Here is a 13,530-nt window from a genome sequence, read left to right as displayed (position 1 = left end):
ACCGCACCCCCCCCCCCCCCCCCCCCCTCCCCCCCCCTTCCCCACCCCCCCCCCCCCCCCCTCCCCCCCCCCCCCCTCCCTCCCCCCCCCCCCCCCCCCCCCCCCCCCCCCCCCTTGCCCCCCCCCCCCCCCCCCCCCCCCCCACGGCTCAGGCGTCGGTGCGGTCCTTCTCACGCAGCCGGGTCACCACGAAGAGGATCAGCGCGACCGCGACGGCGGCGATCACGAAGTACTGGAAGAACCCGGCGTACTTCTCGACCAGATGCCAGCTCTCCCCGAGGCCGTAACCAGCAAGGACGAACCCGGTGTTCCAGATCAGGCTGCCCAGCGTGGTCAGGGCCAGGAACCGCCAGAAGGGCATGCGTTCGATCCCGGCGGGCAGGGAGATGAGGCTCCGGAAGATCGGCACCATCCGGCCGAGGAACACCGCCTTGGCACCGTGCTTCTGGAACCAGGCTTCGGTCTTGTCGAAGTCCGAGGTCTTGACCAGCGGGATCTTCGCCATCCAGCGGCGCGTGCGGTCGCGGCCGAGCAGCAGGCCGAGGTAGTACACGACGACCGCGCCGGCGACCGAGCCGAAAGTGGTCCACACCAGCGCTTCCACCAGGGTGAACGTGCCCCGGCTGGCGGAGAACCCGGCGAGCGGCAGCACCAGTTCGCTCGGGATCGGCGGGAACAGGTTGTCCAGTCCGACGATGATCGCGGCACCAGGACCTCCCAGTGAGTCCATCAGTGACACTGCCCAGCCGGCGAGGCCGCCCATCGATTCGTTGGCGGTTTCGGCGAGGAGGAGATTCATGGCGGCCTTTCGTGGTCGTCTGCGAGTACCAACGAACGTACGAATTGCCCGGGTTCCGCACCCTGTGGTGAAGCGGCACGAATCACTGAGGAAAACCGCAATACCGACCTTCGGACACCCCGCTAACCTGGCGCTATGCCTGTTCCGGCCGCGGTGCGCCGCTACCTGCGCAAGATGGTCCGTGGCACGCTGGGCCTGGCGATCGGCGCCACGACAGCGGTCGCGGAGTTCTTCTACGTGCTCTTCGGCGGCATCGCGCTCGCGGTCCCCGCGTTGCGGCGGCCCGTCTTCTCGGGCGCCCGCGCACTGTCCGAAATGGAGCGACAGCGGCTCGAGAAGTACTTCGGCGCCGAGAACGCGACGGATTACACCGGACGCCGCGCGATGGCCTACTTGGTCCCGCGTTGCGTCATCGGGCTGCTCAGCGCCGGGGTCTTCTGCCTGATTCTGCTGGGCGCCGGATCCGGCGTGATCATCGGGTATCAGCTCCTCGACGGCAGGTCGCCCGGCGGCGACGCCCCGGCCGATTGGTACGACCCGGTCACCACCTTGCTCTTCGGCGCGCTGCTCATTTTCCTTTCCCTGCAAGGACTCATCGGGGCCGCGGCGCTGGACAACAAGTTGGCGATGAGCTTTTTCGGCCCCAGCAAGAAGGAACAGCTACGCCGCCGGGTCTCCCAACTCGCGACCAGCCGGGCGGAGGTGGTCGAGGCGGTCAACGGAGAGCGCCGCCGGATCGAACGAGACCTGCACGACGGCGTCCAGCAGCGGCTCGTCGCGCTGGGGATGCTGCTCGGCCGGGCGCGGCGCGCCGGTGATCCCGGTCACGCGTCGGAGTTGCTCCGGCAGGCGCACGAGGAATCCCAGCGTGCCCTCGAAGACCTCCGCGAGGTCTCGTGGCGGGTGTATCCGATCGCGCTGGACTCGGACGGGCTGCACCCCGCGCTGGAAGCACTCGCGGAACGCTCCGGGGTGCCGGTCCACCTGCGGGTCGACCTGCCGGAACGGCCACCGGCGGCCATCGAGACCGTCGTCTACTTCGTCGCTTCCGAGGCGGTCACCAATACGATCAAGCACGCCGCGGCGACGCGGATCGACATCGAGGCCGAACGGGACGGGGACAGGGTGCGGGTGCGGATCACCGATGACGGCACGGGCGGGGCGCGGGAGTCCGGCGGCGGTCTTTCCGGTCTCGCGATGCGCGTCGCGGCCGCGGACGGTGAGTTCACTGTGGACAGTCCGCTCGGCGGGCCGACCGTGGTGACGGCGGTGCTGCCGTGCGGGTGATCCTCGCCGAAGACTCGACCCTGCTGCGCGAGGGGCTGGTCCGGTTGCTGGTCGAAGAGGGGCACGAGGTCTTGGCGTCGGTCGGCGACGGCGAAGCGCTCCTCTCGACGACCGCGGCGTATCGGCCGGACGTGATCGTCACCGACGTCCGCATGCCGCCGACCCACACGGACGAGGGTCTTCGCGCGGCGCTCGAGATCCGGAAACGGTGGCCGGAGATCGGCGTCCTGGTGCTCTCCCAGTACGTCGAGAAGCGCTACGCCGCCGAACTGATCACCGGCGACGGCGAACGCGTCGGCTATCTGTTGAAGGACAGGGTCGCCCAGGTGGGCGAATTTTTGGACGCGCTCGACCGGGTCGCCGCGGGTGGGGCGGCGTTCGATCCGGAGGTGGTCCGGCGGCTGCTCGCGCGGACCACGCACACCGATCCGCTCGCGAAGCTGACCGTCCGGGAGCGTGAAGTGCTGGAGAAAATGGCGCAGGGCCACACGAACGCCGGGATCGCCGAGTCGCTCTTCGTGTCGCTGAGCGCCGTCGAGAAGCACGTCAACGCCATCTTCGACAAGCTCGAACTGGCCACCGCCGCCGGCTACAGCCGCCGCGTCCTCGCGATCTTGCGCTACCTCGGTTCCTGACCGCCGAGTTGACAGGCAAGTGACGACTTGCCTATAACTGAGTCGTGGACGGCGACCTGTTCAAGGCGATCGGCGACGCGACGCGGCGCGCGATCCTGGACGAGCTGACCGAAAAGGACGGTCAGACCCTGTTCGAGATCTGCGGCAGGCTGACCATGAAACATGGCCTGAGCTCTTCGAGGCAGGCCATCTCGCAGCATCTCGCGATGCTCGAACAGGCGGGCCTGGTGCACACCCGGCGGCAGGGCCGCTACAAGTTCCACCACCTCGACACGAGCCCGCTGCGCTCGATCGTCGAGCGATGGCCCATCGACCGAGAGGAACCGAACCCGTGATCCGGATCAACATCACCAGCGTCTTCGTCGACGACCAGGCCAAGGCGCTCGCCTTCTACACCGAGAAGCTGGGGTTCATCGAAAAGCACGATGTGCCCACCGGCGACGCCCGCTGGCTCACCGTGGTCTCCCCCGCCGACCCCGACGGCGTCGAACTGCTGCTGGAACCGGACGGCCACCCGGCGGCGAAGCCGTTCAAAAAGGCGCTGGCGGGCGACGGTATCCCGTTCACCCAGTTCGCCGTCGACGACGTGTACGCCGAGGTCGAACGGCTCAAGGGGCTGGGCGTCGAGTTCACCCAGGACGCCGTCGACATGGGCCCGGTCGTCACCGCCGTCTTCGACGACACCTGCGGCAACCTCATCCAGCTCGCCACGATGAAGTAAGCCACGGCAAAGCGGGGCTTGGTCCGCTGTGGACCAAGCCCCGCTTCGTTTCCACCAAGATGGGGTGTTTCCTTACTGCTGCACCCATTCCACGAGTTCCACGGGCACGCCATTCGGGTCGGTGACCATGAAGAGGCGTTCTCCCCAGGGCTCTTCCCGCAGCGGCAACGTGATCTCGACACCTTCGTCGCGCAGGCGCTTCTCCTCGGCTTCGAGGTTCTCGACCGTGAAGGCCACGATCACCCCGGACGCGCGCTGCTGCCGCAGGTTCTCCGGCAGGACCTCGATGCCCGCCTGGAGCAGCACGATGGCCACCTTCGCGGTTTCGTGCCCGAGGGAGACGAAACCTTCCGCGGCCATCTGCTCGGCGAAGCCGAAGTGCTCGGTGAAGAAACGGCTGGAGGCGGCGACGTCGTCGACGGTCAACGAGACGGTGGAGGCAAGGACGTTCATGGGCTATCCCCTTCGGTCGGCAGTGCGTTGTCGGATGAGCTGATCGGTCAGTACGACCGGCGGCGCGGGACGCCGATCGAGCGGCGCGCCGGCGTCGAGCGGCCGGGGAACGGCTGCTGATGGCGGCGGTCGTTCCGGCGGACCTGGGCGCGGTTGGTGCCTTCGTTGCCTTGGGGGACTCGAGCGGTCAAGGAGCCTCTTCTCTCTGGTCGGTAGTACGGACGTAACTTTACATCCGACCTACAGGAAGTCAAGGATATTTTTATGTCGGTGGTAAACTTCGCCCATGACCAGCATGGATGTGGGTTTGCGAGAGCTCAAGAAGCAGGAGACGCGGCAGCTGATCTCCGACCAGGCGACGCTCCTCTTCATCGAGAAGGGCTTCGAGGAGACGACTATCGCCGAGATCGCCGCGGCGGCGAGAGTCGCGAAGAAGACCGTCACCAACTACTTCGCCCGTAAAGAGGACCTGGCGCTCGACCAGCACGAGGAGTTCACGAAGGGGCTGGCGAACGCCGTCCGCGACCGAAAGGCGGGTGAGTCGGCCCTGGCCGCGCTACGGCGCACGTTCCTGGACGCGGTGGCGGAGCACTCACCCGTGATCGGCTTCACCGGGCCCGTCTTCGCGAAAATGGTGCTGGAGAGCCCGACCCTGACCGCGCGGCTGCGGGAACTGCACGAACTGCGGGAAGCGGCGCTCGCCGAACTGCTCGCGACCGAGACCGGGGCCGACGCGGACGACGTCACCCCGATCATGGCGGCCGCCGAACTCAACGCGATCGACCGCGTGCTCTTCCGCGAGGTCCTCCGGCGCTCGCACGCCGGCGAGAGCAACGAGGAGATCGCCAAGGCGCTCACGAAGGCGACCAAGCGGGCTTTCGAACTGTTGGAACCGGCCTTCGGCGACTACGCGATCCGCGAGAAAGCGTGAGTTCTGTCGGGGGTAACCGCTAGGTTTCGCTCCATGTCTGAGGGGACTTTGCTGGACGTCGTCTACTGCGAAGGCTGGGATCCGGCCGCCCGCGCGTTGATCGGAAGGCTTTCGCCCGGCACCGCGCGGGAACGTGACGCGGCCGGAGAGCAGTACGCCGTCGCGTTGACGCGTCCCGGCACCGAGGTGCCACTGCTGCTGCTCGAAATCGCCTGGAAGCACCGGTTCGCCCGCTCCGTCCAGTTCGATGGCCGGAGCAGGCGCCGCGGTCTCTACGAGTTCCGCGTTCTGGAAACCGGCGACCTGTTCCTGGTGGGTGTCGACCATTGGACTTACCACTTCGTTGACCAGCAGGAATTCGACGAGCAGAGCGCCGGCCGCGTGGAAATGTCCTTCGGCCCCGACGGCGAGGGCTGGGAGGAACGGGCACCCAAGGGTTACGGCGGCGGTTCCAGCAGCGGCCGCGTGCGAAAGTCGGTGTCCGAGCTGACCATGCCGAAACCCGCCTTCGGTGACTGGAAACCTTTCACGAATAAACAGCAGCTGACCCTCCGGACGCCGGACGCTCCGGACACCGATCCGCCGCTCCCCGTCGACCGGCGACCTTGGCGGCCGTCCGTTCCGATGCGTCCTTCCGCCATGGAGCAGATGTTCACCACGGGCACGCGGTTTTCGCTGCACGAAGACCATGACGTCGTCGAGGTGGAGCTTCGGGACGCCGGGAAACTCCGCATGCCCAGCGGGAGGCTCGTCGCCTCGGACCCGGCCTTCCTGGATCGGGAGACCGGGCACTTCACGGTCACCGTGCCGCCAGGGGAATACCGGGTCGAGCTCGCCGTGCTCCGGTTCGTCGACGAACCCACCCACAAGCGGGTCGCCGCCGCCAAACTCGTCATCGCCGACGTTCCGGCCGCCTCGTGGGAAGCCGCGCTCTGGCCGGGGCAGGACCCGCTCTTCCTAGGGGACGGGGAGTTCTACGGCTACGGCGTGGACAGCGGGACAGGCTGTTTCGCCGATGCCGCTGCCCTTCCCGAGGAGGTGGACGACGACCTCATCGAGAAGTTCGCCGAGGCGGATCCCCACGTCGACATCACCCTGGACGACATCCAGGGCAACATCATCGCGTTTTCCGCCGGCTGGGGAGACGGGAGCTATCCGACCTGGATCGGCCGGGGGGCCGACGGCACGCCGGTCTGCTTCGTCACCGACATGCTGGTGCTCAGTCACGCGCAGGTTCTGACGGCTTGAGCGAGGATGATGGCGCCATGGCTTTCACAGAGGAAGAGATCGCATACCTGCGCTCGCAACCCCTAGCCCGCTTCGCGACGCTGTCCGAGGATGGCGAACAGCCCGACGTCGTCCCACTGTCGTTCGAGTTCGACGGGACGCAGTTCTGGGTCGGCGGCGTGGGCGCGTCGGTCCTCGCGACCCGGAAGTTCCGCAACATCCAAGCGGGTCAGCGCAAAGTCGCGTTGATCATCGACGACCTGGTCTCCCTCGACCCGTTCATCGCCCGCGGCGTCCGGATCTACGGCGAGGCCGACGATCCGGCCGAACGGATGGGAGCCGTCGGCCCGGGCATCTACGCGCGCGTCACGCCGAAGGTGTCCTGGAGCTGGAACATGGCGGGAGAGCCCGCGGGTGAGACCTGGTACCCGTCGAGGCGAGCGGTTCACGGCGAGACGTAGAGGAGCTCGATTCCAGGGACCGTCCAGGCGAACTCGGTTCGTGGGCGGGCGGCTCGGTCATCGGTCCATTCTTGTCGGGGGTCGGCGGTACGGTCGGATCCATGCGGGAGCTGATCGTCACGGAGAACAGCACGATCGACGGCGTCATCGAACTGGCGGGCGACTGGTTCAGCCCTGGCGACACCGATCCGGACGTCGACCAGTCGGATGTGCTGGCCGTGCTCCGTGAACAACGTGAGAACGCCGACGCGTTGCTCCTCGGACGCGTCACCTTCGAAGACATGCGCGGGTACTGGCCGAAGCAAACCGATGACAAGACAGGGATCTCGGCTTATCTCGACTCGGTGAGCAAGTACGTGGTCTCGAGCACGCTGACGGAGCCGGAGTGGGCGAACACGACGGTGCTCTCCGGCGAGCTGCGTTCGGAGATCGAGCGGGTGAAGGCCACCGAAGGCAAGGACATCGTGACGACCGGCAGCATCTCGCTCGTGCGGGCGCTCATCGCCGAGGGCCTCGTCGACGAATACCGGCTGTTCGTCTATCCCGTCGTGGTCGGCGAAGGCCGTCGGTTGTTCGAGGGTGCCACCGATGTCCCGAAGCTTCGGCTGGTGGAGGAGCGGCCGTTCGCCTCCGGGATCGTGCTGCTGCGGTACCGGGCCGCGTCGAGCTGACGCTTCACCGGGTCGTGCGGCGGGAAGTCCGCTGCTCATCGGCCCTTCGGTAGGGTCGTACCCCGGCTTGGCGACGGGAGAACGACGGAGGTGACGCGCATGGTCGACGCGTCGAAGTTCACGGCCGAGGTGTTCCGCCGCGCGTCGGAACGGCCCGACGTCCCGCCGCGGCTGGCCCGGGCGGCCGACTGTGTCCGGGACGGCAAGTTCAGCTGGGAGGAGGTCGCCGCCGGGAACTGCGAGCACGCGATCGCGCAGGCGCTGTTCGTGCCGAGAGCGCAGCAAAAGCTGTGGCCGCTGCTGGCCGAGGTCGCCGCGGGCCTCGAGGCGGAGGCCGCACCGGCCGAACCCCGTCGCGCCCGAAAGCCACCTACGACGGATGACGACTTCAGTGAGTACACCTACCTCGAGGATTTGGGCGAACCGAACAGGCATCCGGCGTGGCCGCAAAGGCCGGATCGCCGCCGGTGACGGGAAAATGGGATGAGAGGCACACGGTCGCGGGCGTAGCGTCGGCGACCGTGATCGGTGAGACGAACAGGGAAGACGATCCGGCGGACGGCTGGTTCCCGGAGAGTGTCGCCGCAGGTTATGACGCGCCGGGCGGAGCGAACGCGCCCGAAGTGGTGACCTCCGCGGTGGACGTCCTCGAAGACCTGGCCGACGGTCCGGTGCTCGAGTTCGCCGTCGGAACCGGGCGGATCGCGATCCCGCTGGCCGCGCGCGGCGTGCCGGTGCACGGCATCGAACTGAGCCGGGCGATGGCGGCCCGGATCGCGGACAAACCGGGTGGGGACGCCGTCGAGGTCACGATCGGCGATATGACGAAGACCCGGGTGGCCGGTCGGTTCTCATTGGTTTATCTGGTGTTCAACACGATCGGCAACGTGACCACCCAGGACGGGCAGGTCGACGTCTTCCGCAACGCGGCCGCGCATCTGCGGCCGGGCGGGCTGTTCGTCGTCGAGGTGGGCCTGCCGGAGCTGCGCCGCCTGCCACCCGGGCAGGACATCGTCCCGTTCGCGGTGGCACCCGGCTATGTCGGGTTCGACCAGTACGACGTGGTCACCCAGGAGTTCACGTCGAACCACGTCACCGTGACACCGGACGGACAGGGGCGATTCCGCCGTATCCCCTTCCGGTATGTCTGGCCCGCCGAGATGGACCTCATGGCGCGCATCGCCGGAATGCGTCTGAAGCACCGCTGGGCGGGCTGGGATCGCTCGGAACTCACCGCCGAGAGCACCGAACACGTGTCGGTTTGGGAGCGTGCACCGAACTGACGGTCAGGACGCTCGCGGAGTTCTGTGCGTGGTGAGGAGCAAGCCGGCGAGTGCGCTGCCCACGGCCATTCCGATGCCGCGGGCGATCTGGTTGAGCGAAAGCACGCTGGCCGTTTCTTCCGGGGGCACACCGACGAGAACGAGTTCGGGCATCACCGCGAAGACACCTCCCACGGCGAAGCCGAGCAGCGAGAACGGGGCACACTGCCGATCACGCCGTGCCCACCGACGCGAGGCCCAACCTGGCGAGACGTCCGTGCGGGGGACCAACCGGCCGGCCATAGGCACCAAGTTACTGGTTACTGACCACCAACTCGAGGTGATGTCACTCAGGCACGACAAAAGCGGCCCCGTGACTTGGTCACGAGGCCGCTTCGGTGTGGCGAGTGAGGGATTCGAACCCCCGAAGGCTGTGCCGTCTGATTTACAGGGAAACACCTACAGCTCCCTGACCAGCGGTTTCACATCTTTGGGACCCCCTGCGCCCGTACTGCGCCCGGGGCAGGCTGACTGCGGGCGCTCAAGCGCAACCCGAGCGCGCACAACAAGATGCGTTACTGGCGCGCCGTGCGGCTTTTGCGCGCGTTCCTAGCCTGTACGCCACGATGGCCAAGCAACGCCCAGCCCGCCGGGCATTGTCGCCTCGGATCATCCCAGTGCTCAGTCGAGCCGAGATTCGAGACCCTCAGCGGCCCAGCCCCAGCGGTGAGCCATTTTGGTCATCGTGACAGCCGTCACTCCGCCGACTCGTCGCCCTGCACAAGCCTGCAGGTGGGCGCCTAATCATGTCTGCGCGGTCCCGCCCAGCAGCCCGCCACCAGCGCCAATCAGTACAGCGTTGCCGCCGGACAAATGAATCGTCCGGCGGCAACAGGTTTTCTGGATTCCAGGTAAAGGCCGCTAATTCACCTGACTCGAGCCACGCCGGGGTCTAGCATCGGTCATGCCGACACTGAATAGATCCCTACCGTGAAGGAGTGGCTCACCATGAGCATCGACTCGACCACACCCGGCCTGCCTCACCCGGACAGCGACGAGCTCAAGAACCTGATCAAGGGCCGCGAGGTACGCGAGGCCTACCGCTGGCTGTTTGAGAACCGCGACGCCCCGCAGCCCATGTCGAAGTGGCTGGAGCGGTCGCATGAGATCTATGGCAAGACCAATGCCAACACCGGCAGACGTCTCCGCGAGGTCTACGCAGCGTTCGACGTTGACCGGTTCAAGGAGCCTGGATCCGGCGAATGGGTATACAAGCTCGTCGCCCGCAAGGAGAAGCCGCTGGACAACACGCCGATCTCCTCGCGGTTGCAGGCGGAGGTGTTCATTCAGAAGGGCCGCTTCTGCGCCATGTGCGGCCACGGCCCCCGCCCCGACGATGGCGGCGTGAAGCTGCAAATCGACCACATCACGCCGCGCGAATGGGGCGGCGAGACAGTCATCGAGAACCTTGAACCGCTGTGCACCAAGCACAACCACGGCAAGAAGGCCTTCTTCGCCAGCTTCGACGCCATCGGGCCGCTCATCCGGCATGCGATGGACGGCCCCGACCCCTGGACACGCATCGGCGAACTCCTCAAGGCGTTCCACGCCGCCCACCGCCCGTGCCCTGTCTCCCTGGTGTCTCTCGTCGCCCGGGATACCCACAAGGGCGACCCCCTCAAGCGCCTGCGCGAGCTGCGCTACATGCTCGGATGGCCGATCGAATCGAAACGCACCAAGGACGCCGACGGCGTAACTCACGTCACCTACCAGCTGACCGGACCCGCGCCCGACTGGCCAGCCGAAGGCCCCCAGGCCCGCGTAACGCAACATGAGCGCGAGCGGAAGGCGCGAAAGCGCAAGGAGACAGCAGAGAAGAACATCCCGGGTCTCTTCTAGCAAGAACGCCCTGGATCACCCGGATCTCCGGGGCCGATTCAGCTGAAGGACGTGTCTGGGTGTCTGCACTATAGGCAGACACCCAGACACTTTCTGCTATGAGGTTTAGGCACCCTCAGTAGCCGTACGCATCGCGCATTTCCTCACTCATCTGGTAAGCCTGCCCGCTGAAGGAGTCGATCTGACCAAGAACCGCCTCGGCAAGGCCTAGCATTTCCAGCGCCGAAGGAGCCTCCACGACCAAGAGGTTCTTGCGGGCCGGGTCCAGCGAGAACCCGCAGTCATTTTGCCCCACCAGCGGAGCAAGTGCCTCAGCATGGTCACGATCAGTAGCGACGTAGACCACGGGATAAACAGCCCAGGTTCTCTGTCCCGCGTGTCCTCGGCAACTAGCGGCCGGCAGGAAGCCCGCTGCGCTGAGGGCGTACGTGATGCCAGCCACTCCCAGCTCCAGGGCCTCCACAGGAGAGCCGTCTTCTTCGTCTCCGACCTCGCTACGAACCGACTGGTAGCCCGGACGACTTTTGCAGGTTTCAGGAATCCGCCCCGAATCAAGGCTTTCTATCGCCGATGCAATTCCATCATACTCGTCACCATCGACAGCAAATGAACCAACCAGCTCAACAAGGCGACGATCTTCAGCCAAAATACGGGCAGCCTCATCGGGCTGAACATCATAGATTAGCCACGTATCCCTGAAGTATCCGAAACCCTCTCCGGACACCTCGTCGTCGTCCGGCAACCAAAATCTCGTCACATCGGGCAAGGTGGGATTGAGTTCCAAAGCGCCATACCGCGGGATCACACTTTACCCCATTCGACCAGGGATTCCATGCCCGCTTCGGCCAACATTTTAAAGCGAAGCCGCCTATCCATGATCGTACAACATTCCAAATTGGGGCTCAATCCACAGAATATGAAAAATGTCCAGGATTCGAACTCCGGCCATAGGAAGCTTGCCATTATAGCGCAACACCAGGAATCTTTCTTGATCCTGAAATCCGGGCGGAATTGGCGCCTTTATCTGCCCTTTCGGAATAAACTCTTGCCCCAAGCCGTGCTTTGGCGCCAGGGTTATCTCTTTCCACGTCAACTGGGAACGAGACTGCAAGGCGGTCGCGAAGGCGGAGCGCGCATCATTATCCACTAGACTTAGAACGTTAAAGTCTTTGTGCAGATGTCGCAAACAGAATTTTGGAGTCTGAGTATTGTAGTCGACTGGCGCGTCAGCCTTCGGAAGCTTTTGCCCTGCCTTATCGACAGGCTTCTTTCCTCTGTTCTTGTGCGCCACGACTATCAGTTTCGCCCGACACGAGAAGCAAAGAACTTACGAATATCTTCTTTTGGAATCTCTTTGCCATACACGGAAGGCTCGAAGTTATCTTTCCAGGGGGCTTCAGAGTGAGTCATGTTACGCAAACGCCAAGCAGCAAACTCACCGTACGTGTTCCAGACTCGAATAAGGAACTGAGTTGTTCCATCATCGACATCAGCCCACTGAAAAGGATCCCCGTCCTCCAAGGATACGAGGTTCCCCTCGAATACCTTGAACTCATGATAGACATCCTTGACCACAGGACCATGCGACCACGCCTGAATGGGATCCTCAAAAAGAGGCTTCCCGTGCATTGCGAGGTAGTGCCCCTGTGCGTAATAGAGGAGCTTTTGAAGCTTGAGGTTCGACACGCCAGCGTCGTCTTCCGCGTCCGCCCATGCCACGAACCATTTTGCGATCGTGAGCGCGTCGTAACTCACCAGCACCAACCTCCCCGGCTCACGCGGTTGTCCACAGGTTGTCCACAGGTTTCGCCTGGTTCTCCACCGCTCATCCACAGTGTCTCAGACCAAGAGTAAGCCGTTACCACCCCATGTCGAGAGTCACTCCAATGGCCCAACTAGACACCGCATCGAGTGCCAAATGAGACCAGGTCAGCACTCTTGACCTGTGGCGATACAAGTTACCTCGAACCTATGAGCGATCATGTAGATGCCGCCAGGGGGCATCAGGCAACCAGATTTGTGACGACAGGCGCTAGTTGGCATCTCCCAGCGCTAGTTGGCATGGCGGTGGCCGAGGTCACTATGACTGACCACGTGTGACGGACCACGCTATCTGTCACCTGATCACGCTATCTGTCACTTCGGGGCTTGAAGGGTTCCCGCACACCGGGTCCGCGCGGTTGGGAGGCGTCCCGCCCACGGCGAAGTGTCGAACTTTCTCTTCCCCGATCGTCGCTTCAGCTGAGCGATCTGTCTCCCTCACGACGACGCCGTGCGTGAAATCGCTGGTCGCTGGGCCGTCTCGGTGAGAAGGACAACTCGATGGTGTGGTCATCCGTCAGGTATGGCGGCACCGTCCGCAGGGCGTGCCATGGTGCTCGCGGTAGCGACAGAGGACGCCGATCATCGTGGCGCCCCGCTGGAACGCAGGAGAGAAGGGCCGTCATGTCGTCCTCGTTGATTCGTCGTTGTCTTGCGGGCCTGGTCGTCGCGCTATTGACCACGCTCCCGGCGTCGGCCGCGTCAGCAACACAGACGGCGTCAACAACACAGACCGCGTCAACGGTGCAGGTGCCGGCCGTCGACCTCGTCTGCAACATCGCCTTTCAACTCGAGTTCGGCCGCACCGGCCTCACCACGGTCCGGGCCGTTGGAGCGATGACGTCCTGCGTTTCTCCCACCGACACCGCAGCCGGTCTGTCGGCGGCCGTCATCACAGGCCAGGGAACGGCCACCGCCTGCCCCCAACTGACCATCAAGGGCACGGGCACGGTGTCCTGGCTCAGGTCCGACCTAAGCGCCGCTACCAGCAGTTTCACCTTCACCGTCAACGTCAACCCGCTCAACGGCATCCCCACCTTGTCCGCGACGATCACCAGCGGTGCCCTTGCCGGTGGCACCGCCACTGCCGTACCGTCGAGCGCTTTGACCACTCCGGCCAGCTGCCCCAACGGCCTGCCGGGGTTCAAGCGCGTCGCGTCAACCCAGTCCACGATCACTTGGACCCACTGACCCCCGCTGACATCTGATCGGGGTCTACTGATTCGCCTTGTCGGGCTCGGCTAGGGCCGAGCCGAGCATGATGACCACGCCGCACAAGGCCAGTTCGACTTGGCTGGCGCCAGCGCGGAGCAGCCCGGTCGGGAGGCAGTGAACGCGCGGGACACCCAGCGGGCGGCGTCTT

General features: G+C 65.2%; 19 protein-coding genes. 12 read left to right on the top strand and 7 right to left on the bottom strand.

Annotated features, from left to right (window positions below):
• Positions 1-148: 148 nt before the first annotated feature.
• Entirely contained in the window at positions 149-799 is a 651-nt protein-coding gene (locus ACZ6DT_RS19180) for a DedA family protein (protein ID WP_465596554.1), read from the bottom strand.
• 135 nt (positions 800-934) lie between these two features.
• On the opposite strand from ACZ6DT_RS19180, the gene ACZ6DT_RS19175 reads away from it, so the two are divergent.
• The 4 genes from ACZ6DT_RS19175 to ACZ6DT_RS19160 are packed head-to-tail and all read left to right on the top strand — an operon-like array spanning position 935 to position 3,442.
• Positions 935-2,086 (top strand): sensor histidine kinase, encoded by a 1,152-nt coding sequence (locus ACZ6DT_RS19175; RefSeq protein WP_465596551.1) that lies wholly within the window; start codon positions 935-937, stop codon positions 2,084-2,086.
• A complete protein-coding gene (locus ACZ6DT_RS19170; RefSeq protein ID WP_465596548.1) occupies positions 2,077-2,721 on the top strand; it encodes a response regulator in 645 nt (214 codons plus the stop codon). Before ACZ6DT_RS19175 ends, ACZ6DT_RS19170 begins: the two co-directional genes overlap by 10 nt.
• Positions 2,722-2,765: 44 nt before the next feature.
• Positions 2,766-3,056, top strand: a complete 291-nt coding sequence (locus ACZ6DT_RS19165; protein ID WP_125788776.1) for an ArsR/SmtB family transcription factor — start codon at positions 2,766-2,768, stop codon at positions 3,054-3,056.
• Complete coding sequence (locus ACZ6DT_RS19160; RefSeq protein WP_465596545.1) at positions 3,053-3,442, top strand: VOC family protein; 390 nt, start codon at positions 3,053-3,055, stop codon at positions 3,440-3,442. The genes ACZ6DT_RS19165 and ACZ6DT_RS19160 overlap by 4 nt, the downstream gene beginning before the upstream one ends.
• A gap of 72 nt (positions 3,443-3,514) precedes the next feature.
• Here ACZ6DT_RS19160 and ACZ6DT_RS19155 read toward each other — a convergent pair whose 3' ends face one another.
• Both ACZ6DT_RS19155 and ACZ6DT_RS19150 read right to left on the bottom strand, forming a co-directional pair.
• On the bottom strand, positions 3,515-3,895 hold the full coding sequence (locus tag ACZ6DT_RS19155; protein ID WP_465596542.1) for a VOC family protein: 381 nt from the start codon (positions 3,893-3,895) through the stop codon (positions 3,515-3,517).
• A 47-nt stretch (positions 3,896-3,942) separates the two neighbouring features.
• The gene (locus ACZ6DT_RS19150; protein ID WP_465596540.1) at positions 3,943-4,086 is read right to left on the bottom strand and encodes a hypothetical protein; all 144 of its coding nucleotides are present in this window, start codon (positions 4,084-4,086) and stop codon (positions 3,943-3,945) included.
• 95 nt (positions 4,087-4,181) lie between these two features.
• On the opposite strand from ACZ6DT_RS19150, the gene ACZ6DT_RS19145 reads away from it, so the two are divergent.
• The 6 genes from ACZ6DT_RS19145 (at position 4,182) to ACZ6DT_RS19120 (ending at position 8,468) form a co-directional block, all read left to right on the top strand.
• On the top strand, positions 4,182-4,826 hold the full coding sequence (locus ACZ6DT_RS19145; protein WP_465596537.1) for a TetR/AcrR family transcriptional regulator: 645 nt from the start codon (positions 4,182-4,184) through the stop codon (positions 4,824-4,826).
• A gap of 33 nt (positions 4,827-4,859) precedes the next feature.
• Positions 4,860-6,074 carry a DUF4241 domain-containing protein gene (locus ACZ6DT_RS19140; RefSeq protein ID WP_465596534.1) on the top strand — a complete coding sequence of 405 codons (1,215 nt, stop codon included), beginning with the start codon at positions 4,860-4,862 and terminating at the stop codon, positions 6,072-6,074.
• 17 nt (positions 6,075-6,091) lie between these two features.
• Entirely contained in the window at positions 6,092-6,514 is a 423-nt protein-coding gene (locus ACZ6DT_RS19135; RefSeq protein ID WP_465596531.1) for a PPOX class F420-dependent oxidoreductase, read from the top strand.
• 101 nt (positions 6,515-6,615) lie between these two features.
• Positions 6,616-7,185, top strand: coding sequence for a dihydrofolate reductase family protein (locus ACZ6DT_RS19130; RefSeq protein ID WP_465596528.1), 570 nt, complete (start codon positions 6,616-6,618; stop codon positions 7,183-7,185).
• 99 nt (positions 7,186-7,284) lie between these two features.
• Complete coding sequence (locus tag ACZ6DT_RS19125; protein WP_465596525.1) at positions 7,285-7,656, top strand: hypothetical protein; 372 nt, start codon at positions 7,285-7,287, stop codon at positions 7,654-7,656.
• Between the two features lie 50 nt (positions 7,657-7,706).
• Entirely contained in the window at positions 7,707-8,468 is a 762-nt protein-coding gene (locus tag ACZ6DT_RS19120; protein ID WP_465596522.1) for a class I SAM-dependent DNA methyltransferase, read from the top strand.
• 3 nt (positions 8,469-8,471) lie between these two features.
• On the opposite strand, the gene ACZ6DT_RS19115 is transcribed toward ACZ6DT_RS19120, so the two are convergent.
• Positions 8,472-8,750, bottom strand: a complete 279-nt coding sequence (locus ACZ6DT_RS19115) for a hypothetical protein (RefSeq protein ID WP_465596520.1) — start codon at positions 8,748-8,750, stop codon at positions 8,472-8,474.
• Positions 8,751-9,455: 705 nt separating this feature from the next.
• Here ACZ6DT_RS19115 and ACZ6DT_RS19110 point away from each other — a divergent pair.
• Positions 9,456-10,346, top strand: coding sequence for an HNH endonuclease signature motif containing protein (locus ACZ6DT_RS19110; RefSeq protein WP_465596517.1), 891 nt, complete (start codon positions 9,456-9,458; stop codon positions 10,344-10,346).
• A 115-nt stretch (positions 10,347-10,461) separates the two neighbouring features.
• Here the strand turns inward: ACZ6DT_RS19110 and ACZ6DT_RS19105 are convergent, their stop codons facing one another.
• The 3 genes from ACZ6DT_RS19105 to ACZ6DT_RS19095 form a co-directional block, all read right to left on the bottom strand.
• Complete coding sequence (locus ACZ6DT_RS19105; RefSeq protein WP_465596514.1) at positions 10,462-11,130, bottom strand: hypothetical protein; 669 nt, start codon at positions 11,128-11,130, stop codon at positions 10,462-10,464.
• Between the two features lie 84 nt (positions 11,131-11,214).
• A complete protein-coding gene (locus tag ACZ6DT_RS19100) occupies positions 11,215-11,637 on the bottom strand; it encodes a hypothetical protein (protein WP_465596512.1) in 423 nt (140 codons plus the stop codon).
• A gap of 5 nt (positions 11,638-11,642) precedes the next feature.
• Positions 11,643-12,101: a Panacea domain-containing protein gene (locus tag ACZ6DT_RS19095; protein WP_465596509.1), complete on the bottom strand. Its 459-nt coding sequence runs from the start codon at positions 12,099-12,101 to the stop codon at positions 11,643-11,645.
• A 690-nt stretch (positions 12,102-12,791) separates the two neighbouring features.
• Between ACZ6DT_RS19095 and ACZ6DT_RS19090 the strand changes: the two genes are divergently transcribed.
• On the top strand, positions 12,792-13,358 hold the full coding sequence (locus tag ACZ6DT_RS19090) for a hypothetical protein (protein ID WP_465596506.1): 567 nt from the start codon (positions 12,792-12,794) through the stop codon (positions 13,356-13,358).
• Positions 13,359-13,530 lie beyond the last annotated feature (172 nt).

This window comes from Amycolatopsis sp. NPDC041971 (assembly GCF_055588925.1).
Note: the sequence above shows the minus strand (reverse complement) of the source record. Positions and strands in the feature narration are given on the sequence as shown.

Excerpts from the sequence above, each read along its gene's own strand:
- ACZ6DT_RS19090 (WP_465596506.1), top strand. The coding sequence starts at position 12,792 with ATGTCGTCCTCGTTGATTCGTCGTTGTCTTGCGGGCCTGGTCGTCGCG.
- ACZ6DT_RS19125 (WP_465596525.1), top strand. The coding sequence starts at position 7,285 with ATGGTCGACGCGTCGAAGTTCACGGCCGAGGTGTTCCGCCGCGCGTCG.
- ACZ6DT_RS19140 (WP_465596534.1), top strand. The coding sequence starts at position 4,860 with ATGTCTGAGGGGACTTTGCTGGACGTCGTCTACTGCGAAGGCTGGGAT.
- ACZ6DT_RS19115 (WP_465596520.1), bottom strand. The coding sequence starts at position 8,750 with ATGGCCGGCCGGTTGGTCCCCCGCACGGACGTCTCGCCAGGTTGGGCC.
- ACZ6DT_RS19180 (WP_465596554.1), bottom strand. The coding sequence starts at position 799 with ATGAATCTCCTCCTCGCCGAAACCGCCAACGAATCGATGGGCGGCCTC.
- ACZ6DT_RS19155 (WP_465596542.1), bottom strand. The coding sequence starts at position 3,895 with ATGAACGTCCTTGCCTCCACCGTCTCGTTGACCGTCGACGACGTCGCC.
- ACZ6DT_RS19110 (WP_465596517.1), top strand. The coding sequence starts at position 9,456 with ATGAGCATCGACTCGACCACACCCGGCCTGCCTCACCCGGACAGCGAC.
- ACZ6DT_RS19175 (WP_465596551.1), top strand. The coding sequence starts at position 935 with ATGCCTGTTCCGGCCGCGGTGCGCCGCTACCTGCGCAAGATGGTCCGT.
- ACZ6DT_RS19135 (WP_465596531.1), top strand. The coding sequence starts at position 6,092 with ATGGCTTTCACAGAGGAAGAGATCGCATACCTGCGCTCGCAACCCCTA.
- ACZ6DT_RS19145 (WP_465596537.1), top strand. The coding sequence starts at position 4,182 with ATGACCAGCATGGATGTGGGTTTGCGAGAGCTCAAGAAGCAGGAGACG.
- ACZ6DT_RS19130 (WP_465596528.1), top strand. The coding sequence starts at position 6,616 with ATGCGGGAGCTGATCGTCACGGAGAACAGCACGATCGACGGCGTCATC.